At 72.3% G+C, this 19910-nt stretch carries 15 protein-coding genes; 8 read left to right on the top strand and 7 right to left on the bottom strand.

What is annotated here, in order from left to right; all coding sequences use genetic code 11:
• The first annotated feature begins 135 nt into the window (after positions 1–135).
• Entirely contained in the window at positions 136–2592 is a 2457-nt protein-coding gene (locus Q5762_RS16685) for a Tex family protein (RefSeq protein ID WP_315892901.1), read from the top strand.
• A gap of 61 nt (positions 2593–2653) precedes the next feature.
• On the opposite strand, the gene Q5762_RS16680 is transcribed toward Q5762_RS16685, so the two are convergent.
• The 3 genes from Q5762_RS16680 to Q5762_RS16670 all read right to left on the bottom strand — a co-directional run bounded on the left by Q5762_RS16680 (position 2654) and on the right by Q5762_RS16670 (position 5309).
• Positions 2654–3013, bottom strand: a complete 360-nt coding sequence (locus Q5762_RS16680) for a hypothetical protein (RefSeq protein WP_315892900.1) — start codon at positions 3011–3013, stop codon at positions 2654–2656.
• Between the two features lie 135 nt (positions 3014–3148).
• On the bottom strand, positions 3149–3556 hold the full coding sequence (locus tag Q5762_RS16675) for a hypothetical protein (protein WP_315892899.1): 408 nt from the start codon (positions 3554–3556) through the stop codon (positions 3149–3151).
• 115 nt (positions 3557–3671) lie between these two features.
• Positions 3672–5309: an ABC-F family ATP-binding cassette domain-containing protein gene (locus Q5762_RS16670; RefSeq protein WP_315892898.1), complete on the bottom strand. Its 1638-nt coding sequence runs from the start codon at positions 5307–5309 to the stop codon at positions 3672–3674.
• A gap of 72 nt (positions 5310–5381) precedes the next feature.
• Here Q5762_RS16670 and Q5762_RS16665 point away from each other — a divergent pair, with 72 nt between their 5' ends.
• Entirely contained in the window at positions 5382–6338 is a 957-nt protein-coding gene (locus Q5762_RS16665) for an FAD-dependent oxidoreductase (protein WP_315892897.1), read from the top strand.
• Positions 6339–6399: 61 nt separating this feature from the next.
• On the opposite strand, the gene Q5762_RS16660 is transcribed toward Q5762_RS16665, so the two are convergent.
• The 4 genes from Q5762_RS16660 to Q5762_RS16645 all read right to left on the bottom strand — a co-directional run bounded on the left by Q5762_RS16660 (position 6400) and on the right by Q5762_RS16645 (position 11890).
• Positions 6400–6690: a hypothetical protein gene (locus tag Q5762_RS16660; RefSeq protein ID WP_315892896.1), complete on the bottom strand. Its 291-nt coding sequence runs from the start codon at positions 6688–6690 to the stop codon at positions 6400–6402.
• 14 nt (positions 6691–6704) lie between these two features.
• Positions 6705–8369 carry a BCCT family transporter gene (locus tag Q5762_RS16655; RefSeq protein ID WP_315892895.1) on the bottom strand — a complete coding sequence of 555 codons (1665 nt, stop codon included), beginning with the start codon at positions 8367–8369 and terminating at the stop codon, positions 6705–6707.
• Positions 8370–8549: 180 nt separating this feature from the next.
• Positions 8550–9893, bottom strand: coding sequence for a M14 family metallopeptidase (locus Q5762_RS16650; protein WP_315892894.1), 1344 nt, complete (start codon positions 9891–9893; stop codon positions 8550–8552).
• The gene (locus Q5762_RS16645) at positions 9890–11890 is read right to left on the bottom strand and encodes a Xaa-Pro dipeptidyl-peptidase (RefSeq protein WP_315892893.1); all 2001 of its coding nucleotides are present in this window, start codon (positions 11888–11890) and stop codon (positions 9890–9892) included. The genes Q5762_RS16650 and Q5762_RS16645 overlap by 4 nt, the downstream gene beginning before the upstream one ends.
• A 211-nt stretch (positions 11891–12101) precedes the next feature.
• Here Q5762_RS16645 and Q5762_RS16640 point away from each other — a divergent pair, with 211 nt between their 5' ends.
• The 6 genes from Q5762_RS16640 (at position 12102) to Q5762_RS16615 (ending at position 19905) form a co-directional block, all read left to right on the top strand.
• A complete protein-coding gene (locus Q5762_RS16640; protein ID WP_315892892.1) occupies positions 12102–13622 on the top strand; it encodes a M1 family metallopeptidase in 1521 nt (506 codons plus the stop codon).
• Between the two features lie 113 nt (positions 13623–13735).
• Positions 13736–14728 (top strand): ADP-ribosylation family protein, encoded by a 993-nt coding sequence (locus Q5762_RS16635; RefSeq protein WP_315892891.1) that lies wholly within the window; start codon positions 13736–13738, stop codon positions 14726–14728.
• Positions 14729–15421: 693 nt separating this feature from the next.
• The gene (locus tag Q5762_RS16630) at positions 15422–16450 is read left to right on the top strand and encodes a LacI family DNA-binding transcriptional regulator (protein WP_315892890.1); all 1029 of its coding nucleotides are present in this window, start codon (positions 15422–15424) and stop codon (positions 16448–16450) included.
• A gap of 160 nt (positions 16451–16610) precedes the next feature.
• Positions 16611–17918, top strand: a complete 1308-nt coding sequence (locus Q5762_RS16625; RefSeq protein WP_315892889.1) for an extracellular solute-binding protein — start codon at positions 16611–16613, stop codon at positions 17916–17918.
• Between the two features lie 179 nt (positions 17919–18097).
• On the top strand, positions 18098–19069 hold the full coding sequence (locus tag Q5762_RS16620; RefSeq protein WP_399495181.1) for a carbohydrate ABC transporter permease: 972 nt from the start codon (positions 18098–18100) through the stop codon (positions 19067–19069).
• The gene (locus Q5762_RS16615) at positions 19066–19905 is read left to right on the top strand and encodes a carbohydrate ABC transporter permease (protein ID WP_315892888.1); all 840 of its coding nucleotides are present in this window, start codon (positions 19066–19068) and stop codon (positions 19903–19905) included. Before Q5762_RS16620 ends, Q5762_RS16615 begins: the two co-directional genes overlap by 4 nt.
• Positions 19906–19910: the final 5 nt, after the last annotated feature.

Here is a 19910-nt window from a genome sequence, read left to right as displayed (position 1 = left end):
CCGCCCGCCGTGCCCTGGGGCCCGGTCCCGCCGGGCCGCGGACACGGCGGGACCGGGGCGCGTGCGGGGTTCCGGAGGTGAAGGCGGCAGAATGCACTCGCAAGCTTGAGGCACGAGAAGGCGAGTCGGGACACCGTGACGACGTCCATCGAAGGCAGGATCGCCGAGGAACTCGGCGTACGTGAGCGACAGGTGAGGGCGGCCGTCGAGCTGCTCGACGGCGGCTCGACCGTGCCGTTCATCGCGCGCTACCGCAAGGAAGCGACGGAGATGCTCGACGACGCGCAGCTGCGCACGCTGGAGGAGCGGCTGCGCTATCTGCGGGAGCTGGAGGACCGGCGGACCGCCATCCTCGACTCCGTACGGGAGCAGGGGAAGCTGACGGCCGAGGTGGAGGCGCAGCTCCGGGCGGCCGACACGAAGGCCCGGCTGGAGGACATCTACCTGCCGTTCAAGCCCAAGCGCCGCACCAAGGCGCAGATCGCCCGCGAGGCAGGTCTCGAGCCGCTGGCGGAGGGGCTGCTCGCCGACCCGTCGGTGGAGCCGGCGGCCGCCGCCGCGGCCTTCGTGGACGCCGACAAGGGCGTCGCCGACCCGGCCGCCGCGCTGGAGGGCGCCCGCGCGATCCTGACGGAGAAGTTCTCGGAGGACGCCGACCTGATCGGCGAGCTGCGGGAGCGGATGTGGGGCCGGGGCCGGCTGGCGGCGAAGGTCCGCGACGGCAAGGAGGAGGCGGGCGCGAAGTTCGCCGACTACTTCGACTTCGCGGAGCCGTTCACCGCGCTGCCCTCGCACCGGATCCTCGCGATGCTGCGCGGCGAGAAGGAGGACGTCCTCACGCTGGAGCTGGAGCCGGAGGAGCCTTCGGAGACGCCGGGCCCGTCCGCGTACGAGGGGATGGTCGCCTCGCGCTTCGGGGTGGCCGAGCGGGGGCGTCCCGGCGACAAGTGGCTGCAGGACACGGTCCGCTGGGCCTGGCGGACCCGGATCCTGGTCCACCTCGGGATCGACCTGCGGCTGCGGCTGCGGACGGCCGCCGAGGACGAGGCGGTCCGGGTCTTCGCGACGAACCTGCGCGACCTGCTGCTGGCCGCCCCGGCGGGGACGCGGACGACGCTGGGCCTCGACCCCGGGTTCCGTACGGGTGTCAAGGTGGCCGTGGTCGACGGTACGGGCAAGGTCGTCGCCACCGACACGATCTACCCGCACGTCCCGGCGAACAAGTGGGACGAGTCGCTGGCGAAGCTGGCGCGGCTCGCGAAGGAGCACGCGGTCGAGCTGGTCGCCATCGGCAACGGCACGGCGTCCCGCGAGACGGACAAGCTCGCCGGTGAACTCATCGCCAAGCACCCGGAGTTGACGCTCACCAAGGTGATGGTGTCGGAGGCGGGCGCCTCGGTGTACTCGGCGTCGGCGTTCGCCTCGCAGGAACTCCCGGGCATGGACGTCTCGTTGCGCGGAGCGGTCTCGATCGCGCGACGGCTGCAGGACCCGCTGGCCGAGCTGGTGAAGATCGATCCGAGGTCGATCGGTGTCGGTCAGTACCAGCACGACCTGTCCGAGGTGAAGCTGTCCAGGTCCCTGGACGCGGTCGTCGAGGACTGTGTGAACGGTGTCGGCGTCGACGTCAACACGGCGTCCACGCCGCTGCTTTCGCGGGTGTCGGGGATCGGCGCGGGCCTCGCCGAGAACATCGTGGCGCACCGCGACGCGAACGGTCCCTTCCGGTCGCGGAAGGCGCTGAAGGACGTGGCGCGGCTCGGCCCGAAGGCGTACGAGCAGTGCGCGGGCTTCCTCCGGATCCGGGGCGGCGACGACCCGCTGGACGCGTCCTCGGTGCACCCGGAGGCGTACCCGGTGGTGCGGGCGATGGTGAAGACGACGGGCGGCGAGGTCGCGTCGCTGATCGGCAACACGGGTGTGCTGCGGTCGCTGCGGGCGGACTCCTTCGTCGACGAGACCTTCGGTCTGCCGACGGTCACGGACATCCTGCGCGAGCTGGAGAAGCCGGGCCGGGACCCGCGGCCGGCGTTCAAGACGGCGACCTTCAAGGAGGGCGTCGAGAAGCTCGGCGACCTGGTGTCGGGGATGGTCCTGGAGGGCGTGGTCACGAACGTGGCGGCGTTCGGGGCGTTCGTGGACATCGGCGTGCACCAGGACGGACTCGTCCACGTGTCGGCGATGTCGAAGACGTTCGTCAAGGACCCGCGTGACGTGGTGAAGCCGGGTGACGTGGTACGGGTGAAGGTGCTGGACGTCGACATCCCGCGCAAGCGGATCTCGCTGACGCTGCGGCTTGACGACGAGGCGACGGCGGACACGGCGGAGGCCCCGCAGCGGGAGCGCCGGGAGCGGGGCGGGGGCGGCGATCGCGGCGGCCGTCCGCCGCAGCAGCGTCGCGGCCAGGGACAGGGCCAGGGGCAGAGCCAGGGCCAGCGCTCGGCGCAGCCCCAGCGCTCGCCGCAGCCCCAGCGCTCGGCTCAGCCCCAGCGCTCGGCGCCCGCCCCCGCGAACAGCGCCATGGCCGATGCCCTGCGCAAGGCGGGCCTGCTGAACAACGAAGGCGGCGGCGGCAAGCGACGCGGCCGCTGACGCGTGTGGCGACGGGCCCGGCCGAGAGGCCGGGCCCGTCGTTTTTTCGCCGGTCCCCTCGTTACGGCCGGGCGTTCTTGGCGCCGAGAACAGGGCGAAGAGCCATGAGGCTCCACCCCGCCGCGACCGCCAGCGCGGCGGCCGCCATCCCGGCGAGCACCGGCCACTCGGGACGCCAGCCGAGCGAGAGCCGGGTCCCGAGCCCGGTGACCGCCAGGGAGATCACCCCCGGTGCGTAGACCGGCACCTTGGCCGCCGCGGCCCGCAGCACGCCGGCCGCGGCCAGACCGATCAGGGTCCACGCGGCCAGGTAGGGGAGCAGAGGGCCGGGGGCGGCTTCGGGCAGGCCGTACTGCTCCGGGGTGATGCGGAACAGGCCGGTCGCCCAGCCGAGTCCGACACCGGCCAGGGCGAAACCCACCACCCACACGGTATGGCGCCAGAGCGGCCCGGGCCTGACTGCTTCGGATTCGTCCAGGTTGTCGTATGCGGAAGGGCCGAAGTCGTTGATCACGCCCGGGAGGACGACGCGGAGGTGCTCCGGGTTGCCTGCGGGTTACGTGTTCGGCAGGAAGCGGAGGGCCCATTCGGCCCGGTTGGCCACCGTCAGGTCGTCGTCTTCCGTCAGGGGCTGGAGGAGGTCGCGGGAGCGGTCCGGGTCGGTCTGGACCAGGTCGACGATCTCCGCCGCCAGGGAGTCCTGGTCGTCGCCGAGGTCCACCGAGGAGGCGCGCAGAAGCGCCGGGAGGGCGTCCGGGCCGCCGATCGCGGCCAGGACGCCGCCGAGGAGCTCGCGCGCGTAGGCGTTGCGCTCGACGAGGGCGCGGTCCAGTTCGGCCTGGAGCCGGGGCAGGAGCGCCGCGTCGCCCGAGGCGGCGATCTCGTCCGCGAGGTCGATCGTCTCGTCGACATCGGCGTCGAGGTCGTCCAGCATCGCGGTGAGCCGGGTCAACAGGTCGGTCATGGTGTCTCCTGGAATGCGCCGATAGCCGTACTCGTACAGTTCACGCCCGAAATCGCAGCGGTGCAGCTCCGCGACCGGGTCTTTCGTCGCGTCCGCCCGCGTTACGGGACGCTCATCAGAGTTCGGTCACCTTGCCCGCCGCGACCTCGACGCGCCGGGTCGTGCGGACGGCGTCCAGCATGCGCCGGTCGTGGGTGACCAGGAGGAGCGTGCCGGTGTACGTGTCGAGCGCGGCCTCCAGCTGCTCGATGGCCGGCAGGTCCAGGTGGTTCGTCGGCTCGTCGAGGACGAGGAGGTTCACGCCCCGGCCCTGGAGGAGGGCGAGCGCGGCGCGGGTGCGCTCGCCCGGGGAGAGCGTGGTGGCGGGGCGCAGGACGTGGGCGGCCTTGAGGCCGAACTTCGCCAGCAGGGTCCGTACCTCCGCGGGCTCGGTCTCGGGCACGGCGGCGCAGAACGCGTCGAGCAGCGACTCCGAGCCGTGGAAGAGCTTGCGGGCCTGGTCCACCTCGCCGACGACGACGCCCGAGCCGAGCACCGCGTCGCCCGCGTCGAGCGGGAGGCGGCCGAGGAGCGCGGCGAGCAGCGTGGACTTGCCGGCCCCGTTCGCGCCGGTGATCGCGACCCGGTCGGCCCAGTCGATCTGGAGGGTGGCGGGGCCGAAGCGGAAGTCGCCGCGCCGGACCTCGGCCTCGCGCAGGGTCGCCACGACCGAGCCGGAGCGCGGGGCGGAGGCGATCTCCATCCGCAGCTCCCACTCCTTGCGGGGCTCCTCCACGACGTCGAGCCGCTCGATCATCCGCTGCGTCTGGCGGGCCTTCGCGGCCTGCTTCTCGCTCGCCTCGCTCCGGGCGTTGCGTCCGAGTTTGTCGCTGTCGGTGGCCTTGCGGCGGGCGTTCTTGACGCCCTTGTCCATCCAGGACCGCTGCATGTGGCCGCGTGCTTCGAGGGCGGCCTTCTTGTCGGCGTACTCCTCGAAGCCCTCGCGGGCGTGCCGGCGTGCGGTGTCCCGCTCCTCCAGGTACGCCTCGTAGCCGCCGCCGTAGAGGGTGATCTGCTGCTGGGCGAGGTCGAGTTCGAGGACCTTGGTGACCGTACGGGTGAGGAACTCGCGGTCGTGGCTGATGACGACCGTGCCGGCGCGCAGCCCCTGGACGAATCCTTCGAGCCGCTCCAGACCGTCGAGGTCGAGGTCGTTGGTGGGCTCGTCGAGGAGGAAGACGTCGTAGCGGGAGAGGAGCAGGGAGGCGAGACCGGCGCGGGCCGCCTGGCCGCCCGAGAGCGAGGTCATCGGCTGGTCGAGGCCGACGGTCAGGCCGAGGGAGTCGGCGACCTCCTCGGCCCGCTCGTCGAGGTCGGCGCCGCCGAGGTCGAGCCAGCGCTCCAGGCTCACGGAGTACGCGTCGTCGGCGCCGGGCGCCCCGTCGACCAGGCCCTGGGTGGCCTCGTCCATGGCGACCTGCGCGGCCGCCACGCCCGTACGGCGGGCCAGGAACTCCCGGACCGTCTCGCCCTCGCGGCGCTCCGGCTCCTGCGGGAGGTGGCCAACGGTCGCGGTGGGCGGCGACAGCTTCAGCTCGCCCTCCTCGGGGGTGTCGAGGCCGGCGAGCAGCCGCAGCAGGGTCGACTTGCCGGCGCCGTTGACGCCGACGAGGCCGATGACGTCGCCGGGGGCGACGACGAGGTCGAGGCCGGCGAAGAGGGAGCGTTCGCCGTGGCCGGCGGCGAGATCCTTGGCGACGAGAGTGGCAGTCATCAGGGGATGAATCGTATGCCACCCGCTCGACGCCCCGTGGTGCGCCCGAACGGGTCCCGGTACCGTCCGGCCATGAGCGACGACGTGATCGTGGTGGGCGGCGGGGTCATAGGTCTCACGACGGCCCTGACACTGGCGGAGCGCGGCCTTCGGGTACGGGTCTGGTCCCGGGACCCGGTGACGGAGACGACCTCGGCGGTGGCGGGGGCGCTGTGGTGGCCGTACCGGATCGAGCCGGCGGAGTCGGTGGGCGACTGGTCGCTTGAGTCGCTGCGGGTGTACGAGAAGCTCGCGGCGGATCCGGTGGCGACGGGGGTCCGGCTGATGGCGGGCGTCCACGCCGACACGGCTCTGGCCGACCTGGGCGACTGGGCGCGGGAGGTCTCGGGGCTGCGGCGGCTCGCGGGGCGTGAGGTGCCGGGGCCGTACGCCACGGGTCTCGCGGCGCGGCTGCCGCTGATCGACATGCCGGTCCACCTGGAGTGGCTGCGGGGCCGGCTGGAGGCGGCCGGCGGCGTCCTGGAGCGGCGGACGGTGACCGGTTTCGGCGAGGCCGCGCGGTCGGCGCGGGTGGTGGTGGACTGCGCGGGGCTCGGTGCCAGGGAACTCGTACCGGACCCCGAACTGCGGCCGGTGCGGGGGCAGTTGGTGCTGGTGGAGAACCCGGGGATCGGGGAGTGGTTCACGGCCGCGGACGCGGCGTCGAGCGAGACGACGTACTTCTTCCCGCAGCCTGGTCGGCTGATCCTGGGCGGAACGGCCCAGGAGGGCGACGAGCGCCTCGCCCCCGACCCGGCGACGGCGGCGGCGATCGTCGCACGGTGTGCCCGCATCCGCCCGGAGATAGCCGACGCCCGCGTCCTCGGCCACCGGGTGGGCCTCCGTCCGTCCCGCACGAGCGGCGTCCGCCTCACGGCCGAAACGCTCCCGTCCGGCGCCCGCCTGGTGCACAACTACGGCCACGGCGGCGCGGGCGTCACGGTCGCGTGGGGCTGCGCGAGGCGGGCGGCGGACCTGGCCTGCGGCTGAGGGGGCGGTCCGGGCCGACGGGACCGGACCGGGTGCGAGCACCCGCCGTCCGGTCCGGCGGCTACGGCCAGGGGTTCGGGGACGAGTTCTCCGCGTCGAGGCAGTTGCCGATGCGGCGGTCGAGGGCGTCCGCGCGGGCGGCGGTCTGCTCCGCCTCCGCCGTGGCGCCGAGGCTGCGAAGCCTGGCCGCCCTCGCGCGGAGGTCGGCCGACTCCTGTCTCATCTTGGCGACGTGGCAGACGACCTTGCCGCCGTCCCCGAAGGCCGGCGCGGCTGCCGACTGCTGGCCGAGCAGCAGGCCCGCCGCCAGCAGCGTCGTCGCGGTGAGGCGCCCGGGCGTTCCGTAGGTCATGGGGGTCCTCTCCGTCACTGTCCGTCGCCGGGTGTGGTGGTACCGGGTCCGATACGGATCTCGAAGTCGCCGTCGTACTTCTCGTGGCCCGCGATCACGGCGAGTTCGATGATCTCCTCGCCCACCTCGCCCCGGACGATGAGCGGGTCTCTGCGCAGGTCCCGCATCAGCGCCACGCACATGCCGATCATCACGAGGGCGAACGGCGCGGCCACCAGGATGGTGAGGTTCTGCAGGCCCGCGAGCGCGTCGCCCTGGCCGTCGCCGATCAGCAGCATGATCGCGGCGACGGCCCCGGTCACCACGCCCCAGAAGATGACCACCGGACGGGTCGGTTCGAAGGTGCCGCGCTGCGACAGCGTGCCCATGACGATCGACGCGGCGTCCGCGCCGGACACGAAGAAGATGCCGACGAGGATCATCACGAGCAGGCTCATGGTCCCGGTGATCGGGAACTCCTGGAGCACGCCGAAGAGTTGCCCCTCGGGCGTGGTCTCCGCCGCCAGCCGGCCCTCCTCGCTCAGCTTCATCGCGGTGCCGCCGAAGACGGCGAACCACACCAGACTCACCACGCTCGGCACGAGGATGACCCCGCCGACGAACTGGCGGATGGTCCGGCCCCGGCTGATGCGCGCGATGAACATGCCCACGAAGGGCGTCCAGGAGATCCACCACGCCCAGTAGAAGACCGTCCAACTGCCCAGCCACTCATGGATGTTCTCGCCGCTGGTGGCCTCGGTCCGGCCGGCCAGCTGGGGCAGGTCGCCGAAGTACGCGAAGATCGAGGTGGGCAGCAGGTCGAGCACGATGATGGTCGGGCCCGCGATGAAGACGAAGACGGCGAGGATCAGCGCGAGGACCATGTTCGTGTTGGACAGCCACTGGATGCCCTTCTCGACACCGGAGACGGCCGACAGGACGAAGGCCACGGTGAGGACGGCGATGATGCCGACGAGCAGCCCGGTGCCGGTCTTCTCCATCCACCCCAACTCCTCGACGCCGCTGCCGATCTGGAGCGCGCCGAGCCCCAGCGAGGCGGCCGAGCCGAACAGGGTCGCGAAGATCGCCAGGATGTCGATGACCCGGCCGGGCCCGCCGTACGCCGCCCGCTTGCCGATCAGCGGGACGAAGACGGCGCTGATGGTCTGCCGCCTGCGCCGCCGGAAGGTGGAGTACGCGATGGCGAGCCCGACGACGGCGTAGATCGCCCACGGGTGCAGGGTCCAGTGGAAGAGGGTGGTCGCCATCGCGACCTGCATCCTCTCGGCCGAGTCGGCGGGGCTGGTGCCGGGCGGCGGGGTGCCGTAGTGGGCGAGCGGCTCGCTCACCCCGTAGAACATCAGGCCGATCCCCATGCCCGCGCTGAACATCATCGCGATCCACGACACGGTCCGGAACTCCGGGGCCTCGCTCTCGTGGCCGAGGGTGATCCGGCCGTACCGGCTGATGGCGAGCCACAGCGCGAAGAGGACGAAGCCGGACGCGGCGAGCATGAACGCCCAGCCGCCGTTACGGATCAGCCCGTCGAGGAGCTTGCTGGAGACGCTCTCCAGGCTGTCCGTGGACGTGGCGCCCCAGACCACGAAGGCGACGGTGAGGACGGCGGTGACGCCGAACACGATCCGGTCGGTCCGGGCCTTGGGGTGCTGTCCGGGGAGGCGCGGGAGGGCCGCCGTCACCGACAGCCTCTCCCGGCCTCCTCGCCGGCCACCACCGCTCCCGGGCTCGCCCGCTCTCTGATCTTCCTGCGACACAGGTGGCACCTTTCACGGCATTACGGGACAAACCAAATGTGCCCGTCAAGCACAGGTACCACAGGTGACGCGCCAGGTCCGGGACCAACGCAGCCGGTCAGCCCGTCAACACACCTCCACCGGCTGTCCGGTGGTGAGCCGGTACGTCGCCCGGCCGTCCAGCAACAGCGGGACCAGCGCCCGCTGCGACTGGCGCAGGGGGACGAACACCCCGTCGCCGTCCCGGCGGACCGTGACCCCGTGCAGCGCCAGCTCGTCGCCGAACTCGGCGTACTGCGCGCCGTCCAGGCGGTAGCCGCAGGGCGGGTCCTGGACGGTCTCGGCGGGTTCGGCCGGATCGTTGTCGGCGCCGCCGAGGAGGACCGGTCCCCGATCGGCGAAGCCCGCGCGGCGGGCCTGCGCCGTGGCCGCGCCGAGGAGGCCGCGCCGCTCGGCGACATAGTCGAAGGCGCCCTCCAGGGCGGTGAGTTGGGTGGTCACCCGGCGCCGCCGGTTGCCCGCGTCGTCGGCGGCGTCGGCCTGGGTGAGCGCCTCGATCCGGGTCTCGACGAGCAGGCCGACGGAGTGCTTGACACCGGCCGTGTTGCGCAGGATGCGCTCCTGGCCGTCGCCCGCGACCTGTTTGACCGGCTGCCCGGTGTGCGGGTCGGTCCAGATCCCGTACACGCCGGTGCTGAGGCCCGCGATCCTGGCGGCCGGCCGGACGTAGGACTCCGAGAGGGTGTAGGCCTCGTCGTGCACATGGGCGTCGGTGTTGAGGTTGCGCGGCCAGAGCGCGAGCAGGTCCTTGTCGTAGTACGGCGAGGTGCCGTCGTACTCGTGCAGGTCGTAGACCAGTTCGGGGCGCCGGTCGCGGATGAGCGCGGCCAGCGCCCGGCCCTCGGCGGTCGCCAGGGCGAGGTGGTCGCGGTTGACGTCGATCCCGTCGGCGTTGCCCCGGGTGTCGGCCTCGCGCCCGTCCGGGTTGGCGGTGGGGACGACGAGGACTGTCGTACGGGCGAGGAAGCGGAGGGTCTCCTTGTCCCGCGCGTACGCCAGGTCGCGCACGGTGGTCAGGCAGGCCTCCCGGCCCGACGGCTCGTCACCGTGCTGGGTGCAGACGAGGAGGACGGTGGTGCGGGCGGCCTTCCCAGGGCCGGCCGTGTCCGCGCCACGGGGCGCCGCGCCGACCGTGGCGAGCCGGATCGGGCGGCCCTGCTTCGTCGTGCCGACGGTCCGCACCGCGACCCGGTCGCTCGCCCGGTCGACGGCTGCCAGGAAGTCCCGCTCCTCCGCCTCGGTGGTCCACCGGCCGCCGTGGCTGGTCTCGAAGCCGGTCCGCGGGGGTGCGGCCGGGGCCGCTCCGCCGTGTGCCTCGGCGTCCACGGCGACCAGCGGAAGGCCGAGGGCGGTGACGCCCGCGACGAGGGCGAGCGCCTGCCGGGAACGGCGCCTCGGTCTGCGGGTCATCGGACCTCACCCGGGACAGGGATGTCCGACCGCGCGGGCCCGACACCGGTGAGCGGGGGCCCGGCCTGCGCCGAGCGTGCGTCGACCGTACCGGCCGTGGCCCGCGCGAAGGCCTCGGCGCCACCGACGAGGGCCAGTTTCGCCGACGTCCGGGCGAGGTCGAGGGTGAGCGTCGGGGTGGTCGAGGGAGGATCCAGGAGGTCCTTGTCCGTGCCGCCGACGATCAGGGCGAGCCGGTGGCCGGCCGGGACGACATGGTCGGTGGCCGCCAGCTTCAGCGTGATCGTGTACGCCTTCCCCGGGGTCAGCGGCCGGCCCTGCCTCGGGTTCGCCCACGTACCCAGGTCCGCCCAGCCTCGGCTGACGACCGTGTACCCGACGTCCGCCGTCCGTGCCTTCGTCTCCTTGAAGCAGGCGCTGTCGCCGTCGGTGCTCGCGCCCCAGCAGGACCGCTCCGGGAGGGTGGTGATGCCCTCACCGGACGCCGCGTAGTCCCTGATGGTGTCGGGGCCGAGGTCGACGAGCACGGCCGACAGGTGCGCGGTCGCGGTCGTCGGGGTGGCGGTGACGGTCACCGTGGAGGAGCCGGCAAGCCGCAGGTCACGGGCGAGTGGCCGGGTGGTGAAACCGGCCTGGGCCGGGGTCGGGTCGTCGATCCGCGCGGCCCAGTCGGTCTCGCCCAGGGCCGGGTCGTCGGTGAACGTCTCCGTGGTGCCGGGGGCGGCGGGCGTCCGGCCGAGGGTGCCTGCGCGGGGCGCCCCGCCCGCGCCCGGGCGCAGGGTGGTGGGCTCGGTGGCGCGCGGCGGCCAGACGCGATCGGTCGTCCAGCGGTCCGGGGCCCGTTCGATGTCGGCCATCGGCTCGCGGTCGATGCCGTTGTCGTAGCCGAGGAGCTGGTTGTCGAACCAGCGGTGCAGGGTGCGGACCCAGTCGGCGCGGCGGAAGTCGAAGGGGTCGACGTGGCCGGTCTGGGAGAGCCATATCTTGCGCTCGACGCCCTGAGCGGCGAGGGCGTCCCACCACTGGCCGAACTGGTTGGCGCGGACGTTGAGGTCCTGCTGCCCGTGCACGACGAAGACGCTGGCCCGGACCTTCCGGGCGTCCGGGACGTGGTCGCGCTCGCTCCAGGCGGGGGTCCAGTCGCCGCTGTACGGGGTGCCGGCGGTGACGCGCTCCTGGACGGCGCCACAACGGGCGTTCGCCTCGGGGCTGTTGACGTACTCGGAGAGCCAGCTCGGGTTGGCGTTGTAGAGCGGGGCGCCCTGGGAGTGGAAGTAGTCGTACCAGGAGGAGATCGCGCCGATCGGGACGATCGTCTCCAGGCCCTCGACGCCGGTGGCGGCGACGCCGTTGGCGACGGTGCCGTCCCAGCTCTTGCCGATCATGCCGACCTTGCCGGTGGACCAGGTGGTGGCCTTGGCCCGCTCGGCGCCGGTACGGGTCGTGTAGCCGCGCGCGCGGCCGTTCAGCCAGTCCACGACCGCCTTCGCGGACTGGACGTCGGAGCGGCCGCCGACGTCGTCGCAGCCGTCGGAGCGGTTGGTGCCGGCGAGGTCGACGGCGACGAAGGCGTAGCCGCGCGGCACGAAGTAGTTGTCGTAGAAGAGCGGGACCTGGACCGGGTTCCCGGCGGCGTCGTAGGTCTTCTTCTGGCTCTCGTTGCCGCGTCCGCAGCAGGCGTAGTACGGGCTGGCGTCCATGATGACCGGGATCTTCCGGCCGGCGGCCGCGGTCTCGCGGGGGCGGACGATGTCGGCCGCGACCCGGTCGGTGCGGCCGTCGCCGTCGCCGTCGAGACCGGTGTCCACCCAGACGGACTCGCGTATCGCGTCGCCGTAGGAGTACACGGGCCTGGACTCCCGTACGGCCCGGTCGGTCATCTGCGCGGCGGCGCCGGACGGGGAGACGAGGGCGGACAGCAGGGCGGCCGTGGCGGCCACGGTGAGGGTTCTGCACGACAGACGGGCTCCGCGGGTTCTCCGCACACGTATCGGCATGGGGCGGAACGTACCGTCGTCAACTCCCGTGCAACAGAGGGCCGTCGGGAACGGGAGGGGACGAGTACGCCCAGAGGGTTCGTTTCGGCCGAATGGCGATCGTGTGAAAGGGGGTCCTCTGGACGTGACGGGGCATCACTGGGCTGAATAGCGTCGCTAAGGAGCGAACACCATTCGTGCTTCTTACCGACCTCATACCGATGGAGCTCTCGTGCACCGCAGACTTGTCGTTCCGAGCGCACTCGCGGCCTCTCTCCTGCTGGCGATCCCGGCATCGGCCGCCGACTACGTTCCGGGCGCATCGGGCATCGGCGACCCCTACTACCCGGCCAGTGGCAACGGCGGCTACGACGTCTCCCACTACGATCTGCGGCTGAAGTACCAGCCCGCGACGGACCTGTTGGAGGGCACGGCGACGATCCTCGCCACCACGACGCAGAACCTCTCCCGCTTCAACCTCGACCTCGGACTGAAGGTCAGCGAGGTGCGGGTGAACGGCAGGAAGGCCCGGTTCGCCACCAGCGGACAGCAGGAGCTGGAGATCACCCCGGCGACCCCGCTGGAGAAGAACCGTACGATCTCGGTCGTCGTGCGGTACGCGGGCAAGCCCTCCGAGGTGAAGATCGGCGGCTGGACCGCCTGGCAGCGCACGCCCGACGGCGGCGTCGCCGCGCAGGAGCCGGAGTCGGCCGCCTGGTGGTTCCCGTCCAACGACCACCCCCTGGACAAGGCCACCTTCGACGTCTCGGTCTCCGTACCGGACGGCACGCAGGCGATCAGCAACGGCGTGCTCCAGTCGCAGTCCTCGCGGCTCGGCTGGACCCGCTTCAACTGGCGTTCCAACAAGCCGCAGGCGACCTATCTGGCCACGCTCGCGGTGGGCAGGTTCGACATCACGACGGACCGGACGGCGAACGGGATCCCCGTCCTCAACGCGTACAGCAAGGACCTCGGCGACAACGCGGGCGCGGCGCGGGCCTCGATCGAGCGGACGACCGAGATCGCGGAGTGGCTGGAGGAGGTCTACGGGCCGTACCCCTTCAACGCGCTCGGGGGCTACGTTCCCAACGTGACCAGCGGGTTCGCGCTGGAGACCCAGACCCGGCCGTTCTACAGCCCCCGGCAGTTCGCCAACGGGGCGAACGCGTCGATCGTCGTGCACGAGCTGGCACACCAGTGGTACGGCGACAGCGTCTCGGTGGACCGGTGGAAGGACATCTGGGTCAACGAGGGCTTCGCGCGCTACAGCCAGTGGCTGTGGTCGGAGAAGGAGGGCGAGGGGACGGCGCAGGAGCTGGCGGACTACGTGTACGCGTCGCGGGGCGCCGACGACCCGTTCTGGACGGTGAAGCCGGGCGACCCGGGGCCGGACGACCAGTTCCATGTCGCCGTGTACGACCGGGGCGCGCTGGCGCTCCAGGCGCTGCGCAACGAGATCGGCGACGAGGACTTCTTCGCGATCCTGAAGGGCTGGCCGACGGAGTTCGCGTACGGCAACGCCAAGGTGCAGGACTTCGTGACGTACGCGGAGCGCGTCTCGGGCAAGCCGCTGGCCGCGCTCTTCGACACCTGGCTGTACGAGCCGGTGAAGCCGGCGGCGTCGACGGTGGCGGCGGGGGTGTCGGCCAGGTCGTGGGCCGCGCCGGCCTCCGGGGCTGAGCGGCCGGTGCGGCCGAAGTCGTGGAAGAAGATCGCGGAGACGAACACGATCCACGAGCACGAGGATCACTGAGGAAGCCGGGGACGCGCCCTCGCCCGGGGCGGGGCGGGGCGCGTCCGCGCGCTGGTGGATAGGCTCCCGGCGGTATGGAACGGGGGGACTGACGGCGGACGGGAGCGGACGAGGTGGCGGTGTCGGTCGGGACGGAGCGGTACGGCGACCAGGCGGTACGGGAGGCCGTGGCGCGACGGGTCGAGGCGGAGTGGGGGCTCGAACTCCCGGACTCCTCCTTCCGGTTCGCGGACTTCCTGGCCGCGCTCGGCCCGGTCGAGCGCCGGGCGCTGGCGGATCTGGAGTTCGCGCCGTGCGGGGTGACGGACCTGTTCGCGGACGGGTCGGCGCTCCCCCGGGACGGTCTCGACGTACGGGTGCACGGGCGGTACTACCGCGATCCGCCGGAGTTCCTCACCTTCCTGCACGGCGGCTCCGACGGCCTGCACTTCGGGCTCTGGTCGGACGACGGGCGCAGGTGCGACGGAGTCGCCTCGTACTACACAGGTGACGGCGGGGAGATCGAGCGGTGCCACCGCACGCCGTTGGAGGCGGTACGGGCGCGGATCGAGGCGGCGGAGCGCGATCTCGCCGACTACGCGGCCGAGGGCGACGAGGCGGAGCTCGCGCGGCTCGCGGATGTCGGCCGGCTGCGGACGGTGCTGACCGGCTTCGAGACCGGCGAGCGCACGGAGACGGGGCTCGCGTACTCCCAGGCGTACGTGTACCGGCGGGCGCCCGTCGACGACGCCCGGCTCACAACGTTGGACGGCGCGGGCGCGCTGGTCTCCGGGGCGACGGCGCTCGACCGGCCGCCGCTGGGCGCGGCGGACCCCCACCGCTTCGGCACGTTCGTGCAGGACCTGTTCGACGACGCCGAGGCCGTACGCGCGGCCCGTGACGAGGCCCTGCGGCGGGCGGCGGCGGGCGATCCGGCGGAGGCGCTGGCCCTCGGCCGCGACCTGCACTGGGCGTCGTACGGCCGCACGGAGCACGAGCAGCACGCGCACGAACTGCTGACCCTGGCCTACCAGGCCCTCGGCCGCCCGGCACTCGCGGAGATCGCGGCGGCCCACCACCGCCACCGCGCCCTGCCGGACGTGAACGTGCTGCGACGGGCGGACTGACGGGCGGGCGGGGGGCGAGGCGGCCCCGGCACTGTTCCGGCTGCCGGGGGGGCAGCGCCGGACGCCGAGCACCGCCGCCCGGGTCCGGCATACGCCGCGCAGGTGCGGGCACGGGTGAGCCGGCAGCGCCGTGCTGCGACGAACGAGCTGAGCACACGGCGCGGGAGCAGACCAAGGGCGGCGCGCGGCGCCCGGCGCCGTTCCGACTGCCGGGCGGCAGGGTCTGACGCTGCGCACCGCCCGGCACACGCCGCGCACGTACGGAGACCGGCGAGCCGGCAGCGCCTTCCTGCGACGGGCGGACTGACGGGCGCGGGGGCGAGGCGGCCCCGGCGCCGTGCCTGCTGCCGGGGGGCCGCGCCGGACGCCGAGCACCGCCGTCCGGCACTCGCCGCGCAGGTGTGGGCGCCGACGAGCCGGCAGCGCGCCACCGCCGCGTCCGACGCGACGGCCGAGGCCAGGGCGGACGGGACGTCCAGCACCGCGTCCGACGCGAGGCCGACGCGGGGTCGGACGGTCACGGCCAGCCCCGCGTTCGACGGCGCGGGCACCGGCTCGCGGAGCGCCGGGCCCCGTGGCGGACGCGGCACGACGCTGAGAGCGCTTTCCCCTCCGCCCTCGCCCCGCCCGACCAGGAGTTACCCTCGACGCTGTCAGCAACGTCGCACCAGCCGTGCCCGTGGGGAGCCAGCCTTGAGCGAAACGACGTCCGGGACCCGCCCGACCCTGGAAGCCGTCGCCGCGCGCGCCGGGGTGTCCCGGGCGACCGTGTCCCGTGTCGTCAACGGCGGGGCCGGGGTCCGGGACGCGCTCGCGGAGAAGGTGCGCGAGGCCGTCGCGGAGCTCGGGTACATCCCCAACCACGCCGCGCGGACCCTGGTGACCCGGCGCAACGGCGCCGTCGCCGTGATCATCGCCGAGCCGGAGTTCCGGATCTTCTCGGACCCCTTCTTCGAGCAGCAGGTGCGCGGCATCAGCCGCGAACTGACCGCGTTCGACGCCCAGTTGGTCCTGCTCTGGGTGGAGGGGCCGGGTGACCACGAGCGGATCGCCCGCTATCTCGGCGGCGGGCACGTCGACGGGGCGCTCGCCTTCTCGCTGCACAACGACGACCAGCTCCCGGAGATCGTCCGGCGCGCCCAGGTGCCCACGGTCTTCGGCGGGCGGCCCGGGTGGACGGGGCCCGCGGGCGACCCTCCCGTACCGTACGTCGACTGCGACAACCGGGGCGGCGCCCGTACCGCCGTGCGCCATCTGCGCTCGCTCGGCCGCCGGAACATCGCGCACATCACCGGGCCTGGCGACCAGACCTCGTCGCTCGACCGGCTCGACGGCTACCGTGACGAACTGCCGGACGCCGGATCGGAGCTGGTCGCCGAGGGCGACTTCACGGAGGCGAGCGGGGCCCGCGCGATGACCGAACTCCTGCGCCGCCGCCCCGACCTGGACGCCGTCTTCGCCGCCAACGACCTCATGGCGTCGGGTGCGCTGCGCGTGCTGCGCGAGCACGGCCGGCGCGTCCCGGACGACGTGGCGCTTGTCGGCTTCGACGACATGCTTCCGGTGGCCGAGGCCACCGATCCGCAACTCACGACGGTCCGTCAGGACATCGAAGGAATGGGGCGGTTGATGGTTCGACTACTGATGGGCACCCTGGACGGCGCGGGCGTCCCCGAGCCCGTGATCACCGCGACCGAGCTGGTCCGCCGGGCCTCCGCCTGACCCGACTCCCCCGGAGATCGACTCGCGTACAGCTCCTGAAGCGCGCGGACAAGTTCCGCCGTGTACCGAGCTGTTACTCGTTCGACTCTTGACGGGAACCTCGGCCGGGAGGCACGCTCCAGACGCATTCCTGAGAGCGCTCTCACGACGGAGGCTTCCCATGCCCACAGCCCGAGCCGCCAGAACGACCACCGCCGTACGGATCGGCGCGGTCGTCCTTGCCGGGGTCCTGCTCGCCGCCTGCGGATCCGGTGGATCCGACGGCACGTCCGACAGCGCGGGCGGAAAGGTCACGATCACCGTCGACCTCTTCGGCTCGTTCGGCTACAAGGAGGCCGGGCTCTACGCCGCGTACGAGAAGGCCCACCCGAACGTGACGATCAAGCAGAGCGACACCGAGGACGAGCAGGACTACTGGAAGTCGCTCCAGACCCGGCTGGCCGGCGGGGGCGGGCTCGCCGACGTCCAGGGCATCGAGGTCGGCCGGATCGCCTCCGTCACCCAGCAGCAGTCGGACAAGTTCGAGGACCTGAAGAAGTACGGCGCGGACGAGCTGAAGGGAGAGTTCGCCGACGCCAAGTGGTCCGCCGCGACCACCCAGGACGGCAAGGTCCTCGGGCTCGGCACGGACGTCGGCCCGGAGGCCATGTGCTACCGCACCGACCTGTTCAAGCAGGCCGGACTCCCCACGGACCGGACCGAGTTGGCGCAGAAGTGGTCCAGCTGGGACGGCTACCTGGAGCTCGGCCGGCAGTACAGGGCCAAGGCCCCGGCCAAGAGCTCCTGGGTGGACAGCGTCGGCAGCCTGTACGCGGTCATGATCGGCCAGGAGAAGGAGCGGTACTACGACGCTTCGGGCAAGCTCATCTACGCCGAGAACCCCGCCGTGAAGACCGCGTGGGAGACCTCGACGAAGGCCGCGCAGGTGGGTCTGAGCGCCAAGCTCGACCAGTGGTCGCCGCAGTGGAACCAGGCGTTCTCCACCGGCTCCTTCGCCACACTCCCCTGCCCCGCGTGGATGCTCGGCTACATCAAGGGCCAGGCCGGTGACGCCGGCAAGGGCAAGTGGGACATCGCCAAGCTGCCCGGCGGCGCCGGGAACTGGGGCGGTTCGTATCTCTCCGTCCCGCGTGCGGCCAAGCACAAGAAGGAGGCGTACGAGCTGATCAAGTGGCTCACCGCCCCCGAGCAGCAGGCCACGCTCTTCAAGAAGCAGGGCAACTTCCCGTCCTCGACCGGTGCCATCGCCCAGGTAGCGACCGCAACGGACCCGTACTTCTCCGGTGCGCCGATCGGGCAGATTTTCGGCGACGCGGCCAAGGAGGCGCCGGTGCAGGTGCTCGGGGTCCATGACAAGAACGTCGCCGACCAGATCACCAACGCGCTGAGCGAGGTGGAGCGCAAGGGCACCGCGCCGGACAAGGCGTGGTCGAACGCGCAGAAGGGCGTCGAGAACGCCGTCGGCTGACCCGGGGGTGGGGACCCCACGCCGGGTCCTGACCCATGGGTCGGGGTGCCCGCCACCGGGCCCTGACCCAGGGGTGGGGGCCCGCCACCGGGCCCTGACCCTGGCGTGGGGCCCGCTCCCGGCCCCCGCCGCCGCAGTCGCGAACCGTACCCGCTCCACCCGACCCGAAGGGCCGCACCGTGACCCTGACCGCCTCCGGGCCGACGGCGGCACCCGTCCCGCCGTCGTCGGCCCGGTCCTCCCAAGGACCGGCGCGCCGCCGCAGACGGTCCGCACTCGTCCCGTACGCCTACATCGCCCCGTTCTTCACCCTCTTCGCGGCGTTCGGCCTCTTCCCGCTGCTCTACACCGCCTTCGTCTCGCTCTACCGCGTCGAGCTGCAGACCCCCGGCGACATGGAGTGGCGCGGCTTCGGCAACTACGCGGCGCTGCTCACCGACGAGTTCTTCTGGACCGCGCTCCGCAACACGTTCACCATCGGAGTCCTGTCCACCGTGCCGCAGCTCGCGATGGCCCTCGGTCTCGCCCATCTGCTCAACTACAAGCTCCGTGGCCGGACGTTCTTCCGTACCGCGATGCTGCTGCCGTACGCGACCTCCGTCGCCGCCGCCACACTCGTCTTCGCCCAGCTCTTCGGCCATGACTACGGGCTGGTCAACTACGCGCTCTCGCTGGTCGGTTTCGGCCCGGTCGACTGGCAGAACTCCACACTCGCCTCGCAGATCGCCGTCTCGTCGATCGTGATCTGGCGCTGGACGGGCTACAACGCGCTGATCTACCTCGCGGGCATGCAGTCCATCCCCTCCGAGCTGTACGAGGCGGCGGAGATGGACGGGGCCTCGCGCTGGCGGCAGTTCTTCCACGTGACCCTGCCCGGGCTGCGGCCCACGATCGTCTTCACCACGGTCGTCTCCACCATCGGCGCGACCCAACTCTTCGGTGAGCCACTGCTCTTCGAGGGATCGATCTCGGGCGGCATCTCGCACCAGTACCAGACGCTCGGGCTCTATCTGTACGAGCAGGGCTGGGGCTACTTCCATCTCGGCCGCGCCGCCGCCATCGCCTGGCTGATGTTCCTGTTGATTCTCGTCCTCGTCGGGGTCAACGCCCTGATCGTGCGGCGCCGTTCGCGGAAGGAGGGCCGGGCGTGACCACGCGAGTCGCCGGCCGTACCGGGCGCGGGGGCAAGATCACGTACGCGATCCTGATCCTCGCCGTCCTCGTCTCGGCCTTCCCGTTCTACTGGACGATCGTCGCCGCCAGCCGTTCCAACGCCGATCTCGCGCAGGTGCCGCCGACTCTGCTGCCGGGGCCCAACCTGTTCCGCAACTTCGAGGCGGTGATGGAGGAGGCGGACATCGGGAAGGCCCTCTTCAACTCGCTCGTCGTCTCCGGCTCGATCACCGTCGGCACGGTGCTCTGCTGCACCCTTGCCGGGTTCGCCTTCGCCAAGCTGCGGTTCCGGGGCCGGGGCGCGCTGCTCGCGATCACCGTCGGCACGATGATGATCCCGCCGCAGCTCGGGGTGATCCCGCTCTTCATGCTGATCGCCGAGCTGGGCTGGGTGAACCAGCTGCAGTCGGTGATCCTGCCGGGTCTCGTCTCGGCCTTCGGGGTGTTCTTCATGCGCCAGTACCTGGTGCAGTCCCTGCCGGACGAGCTGATCGAGGCGGCCCGGGTCGACGGGGCGTCCTCGGCCCGGATCTTCTGGTCGATCGTGGTGCCCATCGCCCGGCCGGGCATGGCGGTGCTCGGGCTGCTGACCTTCATGGCCGCCTGGAACGACTTCTTCTGGCCGATCATCGCGCTGTCCTCGCAGGAGCCGACCGTGCAGGTCGCGCTCCGCCAGCTCGGCGGCGGCTACGTCCACGACCAGTCCGTGATCATGGCGGGCACCCTGCTCGGCACGCTGCCGGTGCTGCTCGTCTTCGGCCTGCTGGGCCGGCAGATCGTCGGCGGCATCATGCAGGGCGCCGTGAAGGGCTGAGCTCC

Source organism: Streptomyces sp. P9(2023), assembly GCF_032436795.1.
Classification (GTDB): Bacteria; Actinomycetota; Actinomycetes; order Streptomycetales; family Streptomycetaceae; genus Streptomyces.
Note: the sequence above shows the minus strand (reverse complement) of the source record. Positions and strands in the feature narration are given on the sequence as shown.

Excerpts from the sequence above, each read along its gene's own strand:
- Q5762_RS16675 (WP_315892899.1), bottom strand. The coding sequence starts at position 3,556 with ATGACCGACCTGTTGACCCGGCTCACCGCGATGCTGGACGACCTCGAC.
- Q5762_RS16660 (WP_315892896.1), bottom strand. The coding sequence starts at position 6,690 with ATGACCTACGGAACGCCCGGGCGCCTCACCGCGACGACGCTGCTGGCG.
- Q5762_RS16665 (WP_315892897.1), top strand. The coding sequence starts at position 5,382 with ATGAGCGACGACGTGATCGTGGTGGGCGGCGGGGTCATAGGTCTCACG.
- Q5762_RS16625 (WP_315892889.1), top strand. The coding sequence starts at position 16,611 with ATGCCCACAGCCCGAGCCGCCAGAACGACCACCGCCGTACGGATCGGC.
- Q5762_RS16645 (WP_315892893.1), bottom strand. The coding sequence starts at position 11,890 with ATGCCGATACGTGTGCGGAGAACCCGCGGAGCCCGTCTGTCGTGCAGA.
- Q5762_RS16650 (WP_315892894.1), bottom strand. The coding sequence starts at position 9,893 with ATGACCCGCAGACCGAGGCGCCGTTCCCGGCAGGCGCTCGCCCTCGTC.
- Q5762_RS16670 (WP_315892898.1), bottom strand. The coding sequence starts at position 5,309 with ATGACTGCCACTCTCGTCGCCAAGGATCTCGCCGCCGGCCACGGCGAA.